Here is a 16435-nt window from a genome sequence, read left to right on the forward strand (position 1 = left end):
ATAGCTTGCCAGAGCCGTTCGATATGTCAAACGACGGAAGCGGGCTTTAGCGCGGGGGATACGCCGTTTTCTGGGGGCTGAAACCGATGCGGGCCTGTGGCGACGTGGGTTTGGCGGGGTCTGCGGTCAATAATATTTAACGATGCAGTTGGGTCATTGCAGCGGTGCAATGAATAGGTCGCATGAAGTCACCTCGCTCCATGTGCGGCCTTGTGTCGCGAAGCCAACACCGTGGTGGATGGCACGGGCTTCGCCCGTGTTCGCGGGCAAGCCCGCTCCCACAGGGATGTGGCGCCAGCTTTTGCTCCCACACGCTATCCGCGTTACACCCCAGGTTTTCAGCGCGGCTTGCGCAGCGCTGCATGCTGGGGGTTGAAGGTGAGGATCGCCAGCAGGGTGAACAATGCGGTCAACCCCAGGCACACCGCCAGCGCCAGCAGGTTCAACCGCTCATAAAGTGCAAACCGCACCAGCTCTACGGCATGGGTGAACGGGTTCGCAGCACAGAGCCAGTACAACCACTGGCTGGCCTCGCGCATTTTCCACAACGGGTACAGCGCCGACGACAGGAAGAACAGCGGGAAGATCACGAAGTTCATCACCCCGGCGAAGTTCTCCAGCTGGCGGATGGCGTTCGACAGCAATAGCCCCAGGGCACTGAGCATGAAGGCCACCAGCAGCAACGCTGGCAGCGCCATCAGCAAGCCCGCAGCCGGTGGCTGTACCCCGTATAACCAGGCGATGGCGAGGAAGGCATAGACTTGCAGCAGGGAAATCAATGAAGTTGCCAGCAGTTTGCTGCCCAGCAGGAACGGGCGTGGCAGCGGGCTGGTCAGCAACACGCGCATGCTGCCCATCTCGCGGTCGTAGACCATCGACAATGAGCCCTGCATGCCGTTGAACAGCAGAATCATGCAGGCCAGGCCGGGGATGATGTACACCTCGTAGGGGATGTAGGTGTCGTAGGGCTCGATGATGGCAATGCCCAGCGCTGCGCGAAAGCCGGCAGCGAACACCAGCAACCACAGCAGCGGGCGCACCAGCGCGCTGAGCAGACGTGTACGCTGCAGCACGAAACGCAGCCATTCGCGCAGCATGATGCCGTTGAAACATTGCCAGTAAGCGTTCATCGGGCGTTGGCTCCTGAGGGGGCGTTGGTCAAGCGGGCAAAGGCGTGATCGAGGTCACCGCCGTGCTCAAGGCTCAGCGCATCGGCGGTACCACTGGCCACCAGGCGCCCCTGATGCAGAATCAACAAATCATCGCTGGGCTGCACTTCGTCCAGCAGGTGAGTGGCCCACAGCACACTGAGCTGCTGCTCGCGGCACAACCGGCGCAGGTGCTGGTTAAGCGCCAGGCGGCTGGCCGGATCGAGGCCGACGCTGGCTTCGTCCAGCAGCAGCAGGCGCGGTTCATGCAGCAGCGCGCGGGCAATTTCCACCCGCCGCCGATGGCCGATGTTCAGCTCACGCACACGATCGCGCCGGCGTTCGCCAAGGCCTTGGCGGGCCAGTTCGGCTTCGACCCGCAGGTGGCTCTGACGCCGCGACAGGCCATGCAAGGCGGCGTGGTAGCGCAGGTTCTGCTCAACGCTCAGGTCCAGGTCCAGGGTGCTTTGCTGAAACACCACGCCCAGCTGGCGCAAGGCCGGGCGTGCAGCGTTGCGTAGCGAGCAGCCGCACACGCGGATGTCGCCATGCTGCAGGTCGTACAGGCGCGTGAGCAGGGCGATCAAGGTCGACTTGCCGGCACCATTGGGGCCCAGCAATGCGGCGAAGCGCCCAGGTGCCAGGCTGAAACCGACCTGCCTGAGTGCTTCGCGCTGGCCATAGGCAAAGCTCACATCACTGACGTCGAGGGCATTCATGGTGTCACCACCACGCCCCAGGGGTAGCGCCCGACTTTCACCGACTTGAGCACTTTGAGCTGCTTCACATCGATGACCGAAACGTCACCGCTGACACCGTTGGTGGCCAGCAACTGGCGCTGGTCCGGGGTGAATGCCAGCTGCCAGACCCGCCGCCCGACCAGCAGGTAGTCGAGCACATCAAAGGTCTTGGCATCGATCACCGCCACGTGGTTGGCCGGGCCCAAGGCGACGAAGGCGTACTTGCCATCGGCGCTGAGCTTGATGCCCACTGGCTGGACTTTGTCCGGGTGCACGCCCTTGATCTGGAAATTCAGGGTTTTCAGCACCTGGCGCGTGGCCACGTCGAGTATGGTCACCGTGCCGCCGATTTCTGCCGAGGCCCACAGGCGCGAACCGTCTTTGCTGAACTCGACGAAGCGCGGGCGCTGGTCGACCAGCGTGCTGTCGGCCAGGGTCTGGGTGCTGGTGTCGATCCAGTGCAGCATGTTGGTGGTTTCACTGGTGTTGACCGCCCACTTGCCGTCAGGGCTGACCGCCATGCCTTCGGGTTCGATGCCGACTTCGATCTGCCCGAGCACCTTGTCGGTGACGGTGTCGATCACCGTCACCAGCGCATCGTCCTCGTTGGACACATACAGCCAGCGGTCGTTGGGGTGCAGGGCGAACTGCTCGGGGTCCTTGCCGGAAGGCAGCTCCTTGATGATCTTGCGTGTGGCCACGTCCATCACCTGCACCCGGTCCGAATCGCTGGCGCAGATGTACAGCAGCTTGCTGTCGTGTGACAGCAGCAAGCCACGCGGGCGCTGGCCCACCGGCAGGGTTTCGGTGACTTCCAGCGTTTGCATGTCGATCAGGCTGAGGCTGTTGTCCTTCTCGTTGGAGACCCAGGCGGTGGCAGCCATGGCGTGACTGCTGGCCAGCGCCAGGGCGCCCGACAGCAGGCTGGGGTAAATCAGGGCCCGGTGGAAGAGGGGGCGGCGCATGGCGGATTCCTTATTGTTGTGGTTGTCGGGTCAGGGGTAGCTACACGTCACTTCGGGCTTGTCATAGCCCAGGCTGTCCATTTCGTTGAAGGGATGCAGGAAGCCCTCCTGCGGCGAGGTGCTGACCAGGGCGCGGGGCTGAACCAACGGGATCGGCTGGCGCAGTTCGCCGTTCCACGGGCGGTAACTGAGCTTGCGCCCCTTGAAACCGTCCAGCGGCAACTGCTCGCTGAGCAGCAGTTGCTGCAGCGCGCGCGGTTCGGCCAGGCGCAGCTTGCTGGCCGCACTGGCGACACTGCGCACAGCCATCCAGGCGGCGAAGTCACGGTCATTCATCCAGCGCCCGGCCTGGGCCTCGAAGCGTTTTTGCAACTGCGCCGCCCCGAAGGTTTCCACCGTCTTGTGCCAACCCGTGGGGGTCAGGCCCTGGGTACCGGCCACCGGGCGTGGATACCACGTCTGGTAGGGCAGGTACTCGCCGAAGTCACCGCGCTCGTCGGCCACCAGTACCACGTCGTATTCGGCAGTCTGGGTGAACAGCGGCATGTCGGCCTGGGCGCTGCGGCGCTGGTCGTTATCGAAGGTCCAGGTTTTTTCCGCAACCAGTTGCACGCCAAAACGTTTCACCGACCGGCGCAGGGCAGCGGCGTACGCCTGGTCGTCCGGCGTCTGGCCGACCACCAGCAGTGCCCGTTGCCATTTGCGCAGCACCAGGAACTGCGCCAAGGCATCGGCCAGCATGGCCCGGCTCGGCAGGCTGTGCAGGACGTTGCCCAGGCACTGGCTGCTGCGCAGGCTGTCGTCGGGGCTGCCGGCGTTGAACAGCAGGCTGTCGGGCAGGGCGGCAGACAGCGTGCGCAGGCTGGCGGCCGGGGCATTCACCACGAACAGGCGCAGGCCTTGTTCATGCTGGGCCCTGGCGGCTTGCAGCAGGGCTTCGGGGCTGTCGACATTGGCGCTGGTCAGCTGAAATTGCTGCTTCAGGAAGCGCCCGGTGCTGTTGCTGTCGACAATGGCCAGTTCGGCACCTTGGAGCCCGGCATCGCCGGGTTCGGGGATGACATTGGACAGCAGCGGGCCAGCGGCGGGGCGATAGCCGAGGTAGCCGATGCGTATCTGCAACGGGGCTGCGGCCTGGCCCTGAGCGGCGGGCGCCCGGGGCGTAGCCAGCGTTGCGGCCAAGGCCAGCAGGCAGGTCAAGGCAAGGTGGGCAGGCTGGCGCATAACACACTCCACGGCAGATGGCGCCAGCATAGGAAGCCCGCCGGGAGGGGGGAATATGCAGAAAGTAGCGCTCGGCCGGTACCAAGGTAGTAATTCAGTGCGGGGGCCGCAGTTTTACGATGGTCCACAACGGCCTGAGGAGAACCGCTTGTGCGCCTTGTCAACTTGTCGGCCCTGTGGCGAGTCAACCTCTGGGTCACGTTATGCTTCGCCTTGGTGACGCTGGCCTGTGCCGGGGTGCTGTTGCACCAGGCGGTGGCCGATGTCGAGCGTGAGTTGCAGTCCGCCGAAGCCGTGGTGGCATACCTGGGCGACACCGCCGAACGCGACCCGGCAAACCTGCAGCCCGGCTTGACCAAGAGCCTGCGCCATGTGCGGGTGCATTGGCTGGCAGCGGGTGAGGTGCCAAGGCTGCCGCAAGAGGCCGGTATGGATGCCTGGCTCGGCCGCCAGTTGTTCGGCGAGCGCTACCACAGCAGCCGGCTGCTGGACTTGAGTGATGGCCGCCGCGTGTTGATTGCCGTGGATGCGCGGGATGAAATCGATGAAGTCTGGGACTCCCTGCAACAACTGCTTGTCGTTTGTGGCCTGGCGTTGTTGCTGAGCTTGTTGACCATCCGCTGGGCGGTACGGCGGGCCATGGGCCTGCTGGATGAGCTGCTGGGCGCCTTGCACCAGGTCTCAGGCGGGCAATTGACGGCACGCCTGCGCGAAGCCGGCCTGCCGGAAGCGCGCCAGTTGGCCAAACACTTCAACCGCATGGCCGCAGCCCTGGAGCAGGCCCAGGCCGACAATGCCCAGCTGACCCAGGCCCTGCTGGCGGTGCAGGAGCAGGAGCGTACCCAGCTGGCGCAGACCCTGCACGATGATCTGGGGCAATACCTGGCAGGCATGCGAGCCCAGCTATGCCTGCTGCGTATGGTGGCCGAACAGCCTGAAGTGGTGACGCAGACGGCGCAGGCCCTTGAATTCAATTGCGAGCGCCTGCAGCAGGGCTTTCGCGCGCTGGTGCACAACCTGTATCCGGTGGCGCTGCACTACATGCCGTTGGCCGAGGCCTTCGGGCTGTTGGTGAGCCAGTGGCAGGCCAGCCAGGGCATCGAATGCCGGCTGCGGGTTGGCGAGCACTTGCCGGCGCTGCCTGGGGCGAGCAGAACGCATTTGTACCGCTTGCTGCAGGAGGCGTTGACCAACGTCGCCCGGCATGCCGGTGCCAGCCAGGTGCGGGTGCGCCTGCAGCGCAGTACCAAGGGCTTGCGCCTGTTCATTCGCGACAACGGCTGCGGCGGGTGCCAGCCCCAGCGCCCAGGGGTAGGCCTGCACTCGATGGCCGAGCGCGCCCGCAGCCTTGGGGGGGAGTTACGCATTTTCAGCCGCCCGGGCGGTGGCTGGGCGCTGGCCCTTAACATTCCCGAGGAGGTGCGATGAATATCGTGTTGGTCGATGACCACGCCGTGGTCCGCCAAGGCTACGCCAGCTTGCTGCGGGCGGTGCTGCCATTGGTGCAGGTGCGTGAGGCCGCCAGTGGTGAAGAGGCGCTGGCCAGGGTACAGGAGCAGGTGCCCAACCTGGTGATCATGGACTTTGGCCTGCCCGGTATCAGTGGCCTGGAAACCACCCGGCGCCTGCGCCAGCGCCTGCCGCAATTGCGGGTGCTGTTTTTCAGCATGCACGACGAGCTGCCGCTGGTGCGCCAGGCGCTGGATGCGGGGGCTTCGGGTTACCTGACCAAGAACTCGGCGCCCGAGGTGCTGATCGAGGCGGTGCAGCGGGTGTTGGCCGGGCATGCCTACATCGAGCAGCCCCTGGCCACCCAGCTGGCTTGCCTGTCACAGCAAAGCACCAATGACCCGCGGTTGCAGCGCATGACCCAGCGCGAACTGGAGATATTCACGATGCTGGCCAAGGGTACCCCGGCGCGGGTGATTGCCGAGCAGTTGTGTATCAGTGCCAAGACCGTGTCCAACCACCTGACCTTGCTCAAGAGCAAGTTGCAGGTCAGCTCGCATGCCGAGCTGGTGCATCTGGGGATTGACCTGGGGGTGGTGCGGGTGGCGGGGTGAGGTATTTCATTGCACCTGTTGGGGCTGCGTCGCAGCCCACCGCGCACAACGGAATGTGTCCAGCCCCCGACATGTGTCCACCCCCGATCTGTGTGTAGGAGCGGGTTTACCCGCGAATACGGTGGCGGCGACACCGGTGAACGGCAGTTGGAAATTGGCCAGCAGGGCCGGCCCTTTCGCGGGTGAACCCGCCCCTACAGGCCGCTCATTTGTCCCAGGTTTCAGGGCACCCCTTGCACCCCTCCATGTTGGCCTCCTGAAAATTCCCGTAATGCTGCCGCGCCCCGCGCAAATCGGCGTGTGCCAGGTTGCTCTGGCCAAACTTGGCCTCCTGCAGGTTGGCATCCCCCAGGTTGGCCGCTTGCAGGTCGGCCTTGCTCAACCAGGCCATCTCCAGGTCCGCCGCCTGCAAGTTGGCCTGCTGCAGCTTTGCCCCGGACAGCCTGGCGAACTGCAGGTAGGCTGCGCGCAGGTCCGCCTTTTCAAACTGTGCACCCTGGGCGAACAAGCCCCAGCCTTGAATGGCCACCAGCCTGCTGCTGCTCAGGTCAGCCAGGCGCAGATTGCTTTGTTGCAGGCTGGCGCGGGTCAGGTTGGCACCTTGCAGGCGGGCTTTTTCCAGATTTGCCAGGTCCAGCTGGGCATGACGCAGGTCGGCATCGCGCAGGTCGGCACCGGCCAGGTTCATCTTGCGCAGGTCCTGGTTGGCCAGGTTGGCGCCGCGCAGGTTGGCCCCCGGGCACTGGCTGGCTTCGGCAATCACGCAGCCGTTGATGGTCAAGGGGGTATCGGTGCCGGCGTCGTCGGCGTTCACTGCCAGGGCAGGGGATAGCGCCAGCAGCAAGGTCAAGGGCAGGTAATTCATGGCAAAAGCCTCCGGTCAGGAGAAGGGCAGAAACGGGGAGGGGCGCAGGCCGCTCCCCGCTGCAGGTCAACGCTGTGCAGTCTTGTTGTCCCAGCTCGGGATCTTGAACACCCAGAACGAACCACCCTGAGCCACCGGTTTGGTCAGCTCGGCCATGTCGCCGCCCCACAGCGGTACCGCACCGCCGTAGCCCACGGTCACGCCGATGTACTGCTCGCCGTCCTGTTCCCAGGTGATGGGCGGCGAGACGATGCCGCTGCCGGTCTGGAACTTCCACAGCTCTTTGCCCGTCTTGGCGTCGAAGGCCTTGAAGAAGCCGTCGCCCGTGCCGGTGAATACCAGGTTGCCCTTGGTCGCCAACACACCAGCCCATAACGGCAGGTGTTCCTTGTGTTCCCACACCAGCTTGCCGGTGGTCGGGTCCATGGCGCGCAACGTGCCGACGTGGTCGTCGTACATGCGCTTGATACGGAAGCCCATGCCCAGATAAGCCGAGCCCTTCTTGTAGTTCACTTCCTCGGTCCAGTATTCCTCTTTCCACTGGTTGCCAGGGATGTAGAACAGCCCGGTGTCCTGGCTGTAGGCCATGGGGTTCCAGTTCTTGCCGCCCAGGAACGGTGGCGAGACTTCCACCGGCTTGCCCTTGGTTTCACCCGGCAGCGGCTTGGCCGGGCGTTGGCCGGGGTTTTCCACCGGGCGGCCGGTCTTCAGGTCGATATGGCTGGCCCAGGTGATGTTGTCGACGAAGGGGAAGGCGTTCTGCAGCTTGCCGTTGTTGCGGTCGACCACATAGAAGAAGCCGTTGCGGTCGGCGTGGGCGGTGGCCTTGACCACGTTGCCGTTCTTGTCCTTGTAGTCGAACAGCACCAGCTCGTTGTTGCCGGAGAAGTCCCAGGCATCGTTGGGGGTGTGCTGGTAGAACCACTTGACCTCGCCGGTGCTCGGGTCGACGCCGACCTGGCCGGAGGTATACAGGCTGTCGAAGTCATGCGGGTTGCCGTCCTTCGAAGTGCGCGCCCAGGTATTCCAAGGGCCGGGGTTGCCAGCGCCGACAATGATGGTGTTGGTTTCGGGGTCGAAGCTCGCGCTTTGCCAAGGGGCACCACCGCCGTGGCTCCAGGCTTCGACCTTGCCGGTTTCGGTGTTAGGGTCGTCTGGCCAGGACGGCGCCTTGACGTCACCGGTCGGGGTGCTGTCCTTGCCGTTCAGGCGGCCCATGTGGCCCTCGACGAAGGGCCGCATCCACACTTCTTCACCGGTGTCAGGGTCGCGCGCGAACAACTGGCCGACCACGCCGAATTCATCGCCGGAGCTGCCGTGGATCAGCAGCACCTTGCCGCTGGTCTTGTCCTTGATCAGCACTGGCGCACCGGTCATGGTGTAGCCGGCGCTGTGGTCGCCGAACTTCTTGTTCCACACCACTTTGCCGGTGCGCTTGTCGAGGGCGATGACACGCGCATCGAGGGTGCCAAAGTAGATCTTGTCGCCGTAGATCGCCGCCCCGCGGTTGACCACGTCGCAGCAGGGACGAATGTTGTCGGGCAGGCGGTGGTTGTAGGTCCACAGGCGTTTGCCGGTCTTGGCATCGAGGGCGAATACCCGTGAGTACGAGCCGGTGACATAGACCACGCCATCGCTGACGATGGCCTGGGATTCCTGGCCGCGCTGCTTCTCGTCGCCGAAGGAGTAGGACCAGGCCGGGGTCAGCTTGAACACGTTCTTGTCATTGACCTGGGCCAGCGGGCTCCAGCGCTGGGCATTGGTGCCCATGCCGTATTGCAGCACGTCCTGGGTGGTCAGGTGGTCATTGGCGATGTCTTCCCAGGTGACGTTCTTGCCGGCAGGTGCAGCGGGTGTGCTGGCCGCTGTTGCCACATTGCCCAGGGCCAGGCTACCGGCTATCAGCAGGACGCGCACGCTCAGGGCCAGCGGGGAAAGGGCGGGTAGCGATCTTATTGTCATGGTTGCAGTTCCCAGTGGAGGTTTTGGCCTGCACAGGGTGGGGCGCAGCGGCTATCGCGGGATACGGAAAAAGTCCCGCCCTTGCCGGGAATAGTTCCCGCACGGCACCTCAATTGGCCCTTCGCCACAAGCCCTACTACCAAGGGATTAAGGCCCGGCCACCAAAGCAGCATTCGGCCGCCCGCGGGCTGTTCCTAAGATGGCGGCACGGCCTCTGTGGTTGAGGCTTTGTGTGCAATGGTGAGGGCATAACAATGACAACAAAATGCAATGTGTTGCTTGCTGCTGGGTTGCTGGCCGCAGCCGTGCTGACCGGTACAGCCTGGGCCCATGGCAACGTGGTGCCCCAGGCAGTGGAGACCAAGGGCCTGACCCCGATCAAGGACACTGGCGTGAGCCTGGACGGCGACGGCTGGGCTGCGGTCAACCCGTACCGCAGCTCGCCCGAGCACGACAAGGCCGTGGAAATCGGCGCCTCGGCCTATAACCAGAACTGCGCTGCCTGTCATGGCCTGGAGGCCAAGTCGGGTGGTATCGCCCCTGACTTGCGCATGCTCGATGCGGGTGATGCCGGCGATGAATGGTTCGTCGAGCGGGTACGCCACGGCGCGGTTCGCGACGGCCGCGTGTACATGCCGAAGATGGCCGATTACCTCAGCCAGGAAGCCCTGTGGGCGGTGCGCACCTACCTGGACAGCGTGCACGTCGAGGAGTGACGGCCATGCGTCTGTGGGCGGTGCTGTTGAGTGGACTGCTGCTGTGTTGCGCGGCGGCCCAGGCGCAGGTGCGCAACTATGACGCGATCATCGCTGCCGGCGAGCTCAAGGTGGCGGTGTACAAGGATTTCGCCCCCTACAGTTTCCAGGACCACGGCCAGCCGCGTGGTGTCGATGTGGAGCTGGCGCAGGCCCTGGCCACGGCCTTGGGGGTACGCCTGCAACTGATCTGGGCGCCACCCGGAGAAAAGCTCGACGATGACCTGCGCGACTACATCTGGCGTGGCAGCCCGCTGCGTCATCAGCAATTGGCCGACCTGATGATGCGGGTGCCTTACGATCGCGCCTACGCGCAGCGGCGCAACGAGCTGGGGGAGCTGGAAAACGCCCAGGTGGTGATGTTCGGCCCCTATCAGCAGGAGCGTTGGCAGGTGGCCTACGATCGCCGTCGCCTGGCCTCGGTGGCCAGTGTCGCGGTATTCCAGCAGCATCCTATCGGGGTCGAGGTGGACAGCGTGCCGTCGTTCTACCTGACATCGGTGTTCAACGGCATGCTCAGCGCCAGGACCCACCATTACCCCGGTGTGCAGCAAGCTTTCGCTGCCATGCAGGCCGGCCAGGTGGACGCAGTGATGGCGATGCGCGGCGAGGTTGACTGGCAGCTGCACCAGGCCGCCGACCCGCAACTGGCCTTGGCAGAAAACGCCTACCCGAACCTTGGCAAACAGGCCTGGGAAATCGGCATGGCCGTGCATGAAAGCAACCGGCAGCTGGCCTATGCCGTGGAGGAGGCCATGGAAGCGATGATTCGCGATGGCCGGCTCAAGGCGATGTATGCCGCCTACGGCCTGCGTTACGAGGTCCCGGAGATGTATCAATAGGAGTGGCCATGAACTGGCGAGCAACTTTCCTGCTGGCCTGCTGGATGCCCTGGGCCGCCCAGGCTGCGACACAAGGCACCCCCACAGACCCGGTGCCTTCCGTGATGTGGGACTTCTACCACAAGCAGTTGCTGGGGCAGGCGGCGTTCGTGTTCGATGACCGTGTGAAGCTTCTGGCGCCGCCCTTTGCCGAGGATGCACGGCAGGTCCCGCTGGAGATCGACGCCCGGGCGTTCACGGGCGAGGTGGTGCGGATAATCGCCTGGGCAGAGCTGAACCCTCTGCCGCGCATCGTCGACTTTCAGCCCGGCGAGCGCGTGTTGCCCTGGTTGTCGATCCGCATCCGCATCGAACAGGCCACACCGCTGCGCGCCGCGGTACTGACACGTGATGGCCTGTGGCACGTCGGTTCGACCCTGATCGATGCTGCCGGCGGCGGTTGTACCGCACCCAGCGTGGTGCGCACCCAGCCCGGCTGGGAGGAGCACCTCGGGGAGGTGCTGGGCGGGCGCTACCCGCGTGGCGACCGCAGCCGCCTGCGCCTGCAGGTGGCCCACCCGATGGATAACGGCCTGGTCAGCGGCATTCCTGAATTCTTTCTCAACCATGCCGAGTTGCAAGGTGCAGATGGCCAGCGCCTGGCCAGCCTGGAGCTGTACCCGGCGGTCAGCGAAAACCCCAACCTGGGCTTTGACATTCAGGGCCCTGGGCCAACACGGCTGCTGTTGCAGGACAACAGCGGCAACCAGTTCGAGGCGGCGCTGCCCTGAGCGCGTTGTCTGATTTCACCCTGACCCGAGGCACCGTCATGCGTTGGATCCTGCTGTTGCTGCTGTGCCTGGGGCTGCCGGCCCAGGCTGATCTGGCGTACCGGCTCACCCCCCGGCAGATCGCCGAGGGCACCTGGTTGCTGGAAGGCAGCACCGACAATTTCGCCAAGGCCAATGGCGGCAATGTGGTCAACACCGCGTTCATCGTCACCGACAGCGGTGTGGTGGTGATCGACAGCGGGCCGTCGAAGGGCTATGGCGAGGCATTGCGCAAGGCAATTGCCACCCTCACCGACAAGCCGGTAGTGGAGGTGCTGCTGACCCATCATCATCCTGACCATGTGCTGGGCAACCAAGCCTTTGCCGATGTGCCGATCGGTGCCCTGGCCGGCACCCGCGACCTGCTGCGCCAGCAAGGCGATGCCATGGCCGAGAACATGTATCGCCTGGTCGGCGACTGGATGCGCGGTACCGAGGTGGTGCTGCCGACCCGGCTGCTGCAGCCGGGCGTGCATGAGGTGGGTGGGCACCGCCTGAGGTTGCTGGGGCTGGGCGGGCATACGGGGGCCGACCTGGCGATTTTCGATGAAAAGACCGGCGTGCTGTTTGCCGGCGATCTGGTGTTCTACGAACGCGCCCTGACCACGCCCAACAGCCCGGGGCTGGACGTGTGGCTCAAGGACCTGGATACCCTGCAGGCACTGCCCTGGAAACAGCTTGTACCCGGACATGGCCCCTTGGCCAGTGATGCGCAGCCGTTCGTGCAGATGCGTGACTACCTGGGCTGGCTCGATGGCCTGATGCGTGATGGCGCGGCGCGCGGTGACGACATGGCTGAGATGATCCGCAGCCCCATTCCCGAACGGTTTGCCGGGATCAGCCTGACGCGTTATGAGCTGATCCGCAGTGTCAGCCACCTGTACCCGCGTTACGAGCGCCAGCAGTTGCAGCGCTTGCCATGACATTTACGGTGCCTGTGAGCCCCCGCGCCGTCCGTGCCGCGCTCTATGGCTGCCCCCGTCCATCGCTCAGGCCCCTACCAAGGAACTAGAAAACTCCGCACTGCGGGCAATTGTTGGCAATCGGGTCGGGACCAAGAATTCCCGGCACACCGGGAAATTTTCCCGGGCACAACAAAAAAACCAAAGGTAGCCGTCATGACCCGATCCCCACGTCGCCCCTTGTTCGCCGTGAGCCTGGTGCTCAGCGCCATGCTGCTTGCCGGCGCGGCGCACGCCGCTGTCAGCAATGAAGAAATCCTCCAGGACCCGAAGAACCCGCAGCAGATCGTGACCAATGGCCTGGGCGTGCAGGGCCAGCGCTACAGCCCGCTGGATCTGCTCAACGTCAATAACGTCAAGGAGCTGCGCCCGGTCTGGGCGTTCTCCTTTGGTGGGGAGAAGCAGCGCGGCCAGCAGGCCCAGCCGCTGATCAAGGACGGGGTGATGTACCTGACCGGCTCCTACTCGCGGGTGTTCGCCGTGGATGCCCGCACCGGCAAGAAACTGTGGCAATACGATGCACGTCTGCCGGATGACATCCGCCCCTGCTGCGACGTGATCAACCGCGGCGTCGCGCTGTACGGCAACCTGGTGTTCTTTGGCACGCTGGACGCCAAGCTGGTGGCCCTGAACAAGGACACCGGCAAGGTGGTCTGGAGCAAGAAGGTTGCCGACCACAAAGAAGGCTACTCCATCAGTGCCGCGCCGATGATCGTCAATGGCAAGCTGATTACAGGCGTTGCCGGCGGCGAGTTCGGCGTGGTGGGCAAGATCCAGGCGTACAACCCGGAGAACGGCGAGCTGCTGTGGATGCGCCCCACCGTGGAAGGGCACATGGGCTATGTGTACAAGGACGGCAAGGCGATCGAGAACGGTATTTCCGGCGGTGAGGCAGGCAAGACCTGGCCTGGCGACCTGTGGAAGACCGGCGGCGCCGCGCCGTGGCTGGGCGGTTACTACGACCCGGAAACCAACCTGATCCTGTTTGGTACCGGTAACCCGGCCCCGTGGAACTCGCACCTGCGCCCCGGTGACAACCTGTACTCCTCCTCACGCCTGGCACTGAACCCGGACGACGGCACCATCAAGTGGCACTTCCAGAGCACGCCGCATGACGGCTGGGACTTCGATGGCGTGAACGAGCTGATCTCGTTCAACTACAAGGACGGCGGCAAGGAGATCAAGGCTGCCGCCACGGCCGACCGCAACGGTTTCTTCTACGTGCTCGATCGCACCAACGGCAAGTTCATCCGCGGCTTCCCCTTCGTTGACAAGATCACCTGGGCCACTGGCCTGGACAAGGACGGCCGGCCGATCTACAACGACGCCAGCCGCCCGGGCGCACCCGGCAGCGAGGCCAAGGGCAGCTCGGTGTTTGTCGCGCCGGCCTTCCTCGGCGCCAAGAACTGGATGCCGATGGCCTACAACAAGGACACAGGGCTGTTCTACGTGCCGTCCAACGAGTGGGGCATGGACATCTGGAACGAAGGCATCGCCTACAAGAAAGGTGCGGCGTTCCTCGGCGCCGGTTTCACCATCAAGCCGCTCAACGAAGACTACATCGGCGTGCTGCGCGCCATCGACCCGGTCAGCGGCAAGGAAGTGTGGCGCCACAAGAACTACGCGCCGCTGTGGGGCGGTGTGCTGACCACCAAGGGCAACCTGGTGTTCACGGGCACGCCAGAGGGCTTCCTGCAGGCATTCAACGCCAAGACCGGCGACAAGGTCTGGGAATTCCAGACCGGCTCAGGCGTGCTTGGCTCGCCCGTCACCTGGGAAATGGACGGCGAGCAATACGTCTCGGTGGTATCCGGCTGGGGCGGCGCGGTGCCGCTGTGGGGCGGCGAAGTGGCCAAACGGGTCAAGGACTTCAACCAGGGCGGCATGCTCTGGACCTTCAAGTTGCCCAAGCAGTTGCAGCAAACGGCAAGCACCAAGCCATAACGCCTGCCTACTGCCGCTTGCTGCCGCTGATCGGTAGCAAGCGGCCCTAGGCTCTGACGAAAAGCCTTGATACTTGTTCATGCTGCGTTGAAAACCGCCTCGGAGTGCTCATGTACTCCCGTACAGTCGGGCGCGACCCCGGCCGTTCCTCGGCTGTTTTCGCCTTGCCTGACCTGCGTCTCAAGACTTTTCGTACAGAGCCTACTACCAAATGACGAGAGCCCCGCTGCCAACGGTGCATTCGCCCGGCACGCGGGCTTGTTACCATCGGTGCATCGCCTGTCGTGGGACAGGCACCGACCCGCAGAGGCTCAGCATGATCTACGCACAACCCGGAACTCCAGGCGCCGTCGTATCCTTCAAACCCCGTTATGGCAACTTCATCGGCGGCGAGTTCGTGCAGCCGTTGGCTGGCCAGTACTTCACCAATAGCTCGCCGGTCAATGGCCAGCCGATTGCCGAATTCCCGCGCTCCACGGCCCAGGACGTCGAGCGCGCCCTGGACGCCGCGCATGCCGCCGCCGAAGCCTGGGGCAAGACCTCGGTGCAAGACCGTGCGCGGGTACTGCTGAAAATTGCCGACCGCATCGAACAGAACCTGGAAGTGCTGGCGGTTACCGAAAGCTGGGACAACGGCAAGGCCATCCGCGAAACCTTGAATGCCGACGTGCCGCTGGCAGCGGACCACTTCCGCTATTTTGCCGGTTGCATCCGCGCCCAGGAGGGTGGCGTAGGCGAGATCAACGAAGGCACCGTGGCTTATCACATCCACGAGCCGCTGGGTGTGGTGGGGCAGATCATCCCGTGGAACTTCCCGCTGCTGATGGCCGCCTGGAAGCTTGCCCCGGCCTTGGCCGCAGGCAACTGCGTGGTGCTCAAGCCCGCGGAGCAGACGCCGCTGTCGATTACCGTCTTTGCCGAACTGATCGCCGACCTGTTGCCGGCAGGCGTACTGAACATCGTCCAGGGCTTTGGCCGTGAGGCCGGCGAGGCGCTGGCCACCAGCAAGCGCATTGCCAAGATCGCGTTCACCGGGTCCACCCCGGTGGGCTCGCACATCATGAAGTGCGCGGCCGAGAACATCATCCCGTCCACCGTCGAACTGGGTGGCAAGTCGCCGAACATTTTCTTCGAAGACATCATGCAGGCCGAGCCGGCATTCATCGAGAAGGCTGCCGAAGGCCTGGTGCTGGCGTTCTTCAACCAGGGCGAGGTGTGCACCTGCCCGTCACGGGCGCTGATCCAGGAGTCGATCTACGAACCGTTCATGGCCGAGGTGATGAAGAAGATCGCCAAGATCACCCGCGGCAACCCGCTGGATACCGAAACCATGGTGGGTGCCCAGGCGTCCGAGCAACAGTACGACAAGATCCTTTCGTACCTGGAAATTGCCCGGGAGGAGGGCGCGCAGCTGCTCACCGGCGGTGGTGCCGAGCGGCTGCAGGGTGACCTGGCCAGCGGTTACTACATTCAGCCAACCCTGCTCAAGGGCAACAACAAGATGCGCGTGTTCCAGGAAGAAATCTTCGGGCCGGTGGTGGGCGTGACCACCTTCAAGGACGAAGCCGAAGCGCTGGCGATCGCCAACGACAGTGAATTCGGCCTGGGCGCCGGCCTGTGGACCCGTGACATCAACCGCGCCTACCGCATGGGACGCGGGATCAAGGCCGGGCGAGTGTGGACCAACTGCTACCACCTGTACCCGGCGCATGCGGCGTTCGGGGGGTACAAGAAGTCCGGTGTTGGCCGTGAGACCCACAAGATGATGCTTGACCATTATCAGCAGACCAAGAACCTGCTGGTGAGCTACGACATCAATCCGCTGGGCTTCTTCTAAACCGCGTCGCGGCCTTCGCGGGCTCGCCCGCTCCCACAGGTTCACCGCTGGTTCCAGAGCCGGTGCAGAACCTGTGGGCGCGGGTTTGCCCGCGAAGAGGCCGGCACACGTAACGGCCTACCCGTACCAACGCACCCCGCCAGCTCGTTCCAAAGTAGCATTCGGTCCGGTCCGCCCCCGTGCATTAATGCTTCTACCGGAATCCTCCGGCACAAGAAGAGGACTTGCCCTATGTGGACTAAACCCGCCTATACCGACCTGCGCATTGGCTTCGAAGTGACGATGTATTTCGCCAACCGTTGATGACGGCCCGGCCATC

15 protein-coding genes are annotated in these 16435 nt (G+C 64.2%); 9 read left to right on the forward strand and 6 right to left on the reverse strand.

The window, feature by feature from the left end; all coding sequences use genetic code 11:
• Positions 1–338: 338 nt before the first annotated feature.
• The 4 genes from ACF8Q6_RS19685 to ACF8Q6_RS19700 are packed head-to-tail and all read right to left on the reverse strand — an operon-like array spanning position 339 to position 4077.
• Positions 339–1130 (reverse strand): ABC transporter permease, encoded by a 792-nt coding sequence (locus ACF8Q6_RS19685; RefSeq protein ID WP_012052787.1) that lies wholly within the window; start codon positions 1128–1130, stop codon positions 339–341.
• On the reverse strand, positions 1127–1867 hold the full coding sequence (locus ACF8Q6_RS19690; RefSeq protein ID WP_003254104.1) for an ABC transporter ATP-binding protein: 741 nt from the start codon (positions 1865–1867) through the stop codon (positions 1127–1129). Before ACF8Q6_RS19690 ends, ACF8Q6_RS19685 begins: the two co-directional genes overlap by 4 nt.
• The gene (locus ACF8Q6_RS19695; RefSeq protein ID WP_054888204.1) at positions 1864–2853 is read right to left on the reverse strand and encodes a YVTN family beta-propeller repeat protein; all 990 of its coding nucleotides are present in this window, start codon (positions 2851–2853) and stop codon (positions 1864–1866) included. Before ACF8Q6_RS19695 ends, ACF8Q6_RS19690 begins: the two co-directional genes overlap by 4 nt.
• Before the next feature lie 30 nt (positions 2854–2883).
• On the reverse strand, positions 2884–4077 hold the full coding sequence (locus tag ACF8Q6_RS19700) for an ABC transporter substrate-binding protein (RefSeq protein WP_392491937.1): 1194 nt from the start codon (positions 4075–4077) through the stop codon (positions 2884–2886).
• Between the two features lie 150 nt (positions 4078–4227).
• On the opposite strand from ACF8Q6_RS19700, the gene ACF8Q6_RS19705 reads away from it, so the two are divergent.
• Together ACF8Q6_RS19705 and ACF8Q6_RS19710 are read left to right on the forward strand one after the other, a co-directional pair.
• A complete protein-coding gene (locus ACF8Q6_RS19705) occupies positions 4228–5505 on the forward strand; it encodes a histidine kinase (protein ID WP_392491935.1) in 1278 nt (425 codons plus the stop codon).
• Positions 5502–6140, forward strand: a complete 639-nt coding sequence (locus ACF8Q6_RS19710) for a response regulator (protein WP_392491933.1) — start codon at positions 5502–5504, stop codon at positions 6138–6140. Before ACF8Q6_RS19705 ends, ACF8Q6_RS19710 begins: the two co-directional genes overlap by 4 nt.
• Positions 6141–6345: 205 nt before the next feature.
• Here the strand turns inward: ACF8Q6_RS19710 and ACF8Q6_RS19715 are convergent, their stop codons facing one another.
• Together ACF8Q6_RS19715 and exaA are read right to left on the reverse strand one after the other, a co-directional pair.
• Positions 6346–7005, reverse strand: coding sequence for a pentapeptide repeat-containing protein (locus ACF8Q6_RS19715; protein WP_392489720.1), 660 nt, complete (start codon positions 7003–7005; stop codon positions 6346–6348).
• Positions 7006–7071: 66 nt separating this feature from the next.
• On the reverse strand, positions 7072–8967 hold the full coding sequence (exaA, locus tag ACF8Q6_RS19720) for a quinoprotein ethanol dehydrogenase (RefSeq protein ID WP_033724318.1): 1896 nt from the start codon (positions 8965–8967) through the stop codon (positions 7072–7074).
• Between the two features lie 254 nt (positions 8968–9221).
• Between exaA and pedF the strand changes: the two genes are divergently transcribed.
• The 7 genes from pedF (at position 9222) to pqqA (ending at position 16419) form a co-directional block, all read left to right on the forward strand.
• Positions 9222–9683: a cytochrome c-550 PedF gene (gene pedF, locus ACF8Q6_RS19725; RefSeq protein WP_010953594.1), complete on the forward strand. Its 462-nt coding sequence runs from the start codon at positions 9222–9224 to the stop codon at positions 9681–9683.
• Between the two features lie 5 nt (positions 9684–9688).
• Positions 9689–10564, forward strand: coding sequence for an ABC transporter substrate-binding protein (locus ACF8Q6_RS19730; protein ID WP_020193827.1), 876 nt, complete (start codon positions 9689–9691; stop codon positions 10562–10564).
• A gap of 8 nt (positions 10565–10572) precedes the next feature.
• The gene (locus ACF8Q6_RS19735; RefSeq protein WP_392493110.1) at positions 10573–11334 is read left to right on the forward strand and encodes a quinoprotein dehydrogenase-associated SoxYZ-like carrier; all 762 of its coding nucleotides are present in this window, start codon (positions 10573–10575) and stop codon (positions 11332–11334) included.
• Between the two features lie 38 nt (positions 11335–11372).
• Positions 11373–12296, forward strand: a complete 924-nt coding sequence (locus ACF8Q6_RS19740) for a quinoprotein relay system zinc metallohydrolase 1 (RefSeq protein ID WP_003254090.1) — start codon at positions 11373–11375, stop codon at positions 12294–12296.
• Between the two features lie 195 nt (positions 12297–12491).
• A complete protein-coding gene (gene pedH, locus ACF8Q6_RS19745; protein ID WP_274082856.1) occupies positions 12492–14279 on the forward strand; it encodes a PQQ-dependent alcohol dehydrogenase PedH in 1788 nt (595 codons plus the stop codon).
• Positions 14280–14595: 316 nt separating this feature from the next.
• Positions 14596–16116, forward strand: a complete 1521-nt coding sequence (locus tag ACF8Q6_RS19750; protein WP_003254088.1) for an aldehyde dehydrogenase family protein — start codon at positions 14596–14598, stop codon at positions 16114–16116.
• A 231-nt stretch (positions 16117–16347) separates the two neighbouring features.
• Entirely contained in the window at positions 16348–16419 is a 72-nt protein-coding gene (pqqA, locus tag ACF8Q6_RS19755; protein WP_003243383.1) for a pyrroloquinoline quinone precursor peptide PqqA, read from the forward strand.
• Positions 16420–16435: the final 16 nt, after the last annotated feature.

Origin of the sequence: Pseudomonas sp. GLN_2 (genome assembly GCF_043106005.1) — a bacterium.
In the GTDB taxonomy this organism is placed as follows: Bacteria; Pseudomonadota; Gammaproteobacteria; order Pseudomonadales; family Pseudomonadaceae; genus Aquipseudomonas; species Aquipseudomonas alloputida.

Excerpts from the sequence above, each read along its gene's own strand:
- ACF8Q6_RS19685 (WP_012052787.1), bottom strand. The coding sequence starts at position 1,130 with ATGAACGCTTACTGGCAATGTTTCAACGGCATCATGCTGCGCGAATGG.
- ACF8Q6_RS19690 (WP_003254104.1), bottom strand. The coding sequence starts at position 1,867 with ATGAATGCCCTCGACGTCAGTGATGTGAGCTTTGCCTATGGCCAGCGC.
- ACF8Q6_RS19695 (WP_054888204.1), bottom strand. The coding sequence starts at position 2,853 with ATGCGCCGCCCCCTCTTCCACCGGGCCCTGATTTACCCCAGCCTGCTG.
- ACF8Q6_RS19700 (WP_392491937.1), bottom strand. The coding sequence starts at position 4,077 with ATGCGCCAGCCTGCCCACCTTGCCTTGACCTGCCTGCTGGCCTTGGCC.
- ACF8Q6_RS19710 (WP_392491933.1), top strand. The coding sequence starts at position 5,502 with ATGAATATCGTGTTGGTCGATGACCACGCCGTGGTCCGCCAAGGCTAC.
- ACF8Q6_RS19715 (WP_392489720.1), bottom strand. The coding sequence starts at position 7,005 with ATGAATTACCTGCCCTTGACCTTGCTGCTGGCGCTATCCCCTGCCCTG.
- exaA (WP_033724318.1), bottom strand. The coding sequence starts at position 8,967 with ATGACAATAAGATCGCTACCCGCCCTTTCCCCGCTGGCCCTGAGCGTG.
- pedF (WP_010953594.1), top strand. The coding sequence starts at position 9,222 with ATGACAACAAAATGCAATGTGTTGCTTGCTGCTGGGTTGCTGGCCGCA.
- ACF8Q6_RS19730 (WP_020193827.1), top strand. The coding sequence starts at position 9,689 with ATGCGTCTGTGGGCGGTGCTGTTGAGTGGACTGCTGCTGTGTTGCGCG.
- ACF8Q6_RS19735 (WP_392493110.1), top strand. The coding sequence starts at position 10,573 with ATGAACTGGCGAGCAACTTTCCTGCTGGCCTGCTGGATGCCCTGGGCC.
- ACF8Q6_RS19740 (WP_003254090.1), top strand. The coding sequence starts at position 11,373 with ATGCGTTGGATCCTGCTGTTGCTGCTGTGCCTGGGGCTGCCGGCCCAG.
- pedH (WP_274082856.1), top strand. The coding sequence starts at position 12,492 with ATGACCCGATCCCCACGTCGCCCCTTGTTCGCCGTGAGCCTGGTGCTC.
- ACF8Q6_RS19750 (WP_003254088.1), top strand. The coding sequence starts at position 14,596 with ATGATCTACGCACAACCCGGAACTCCAGGCGCCGTCGTATCCTTCAAA.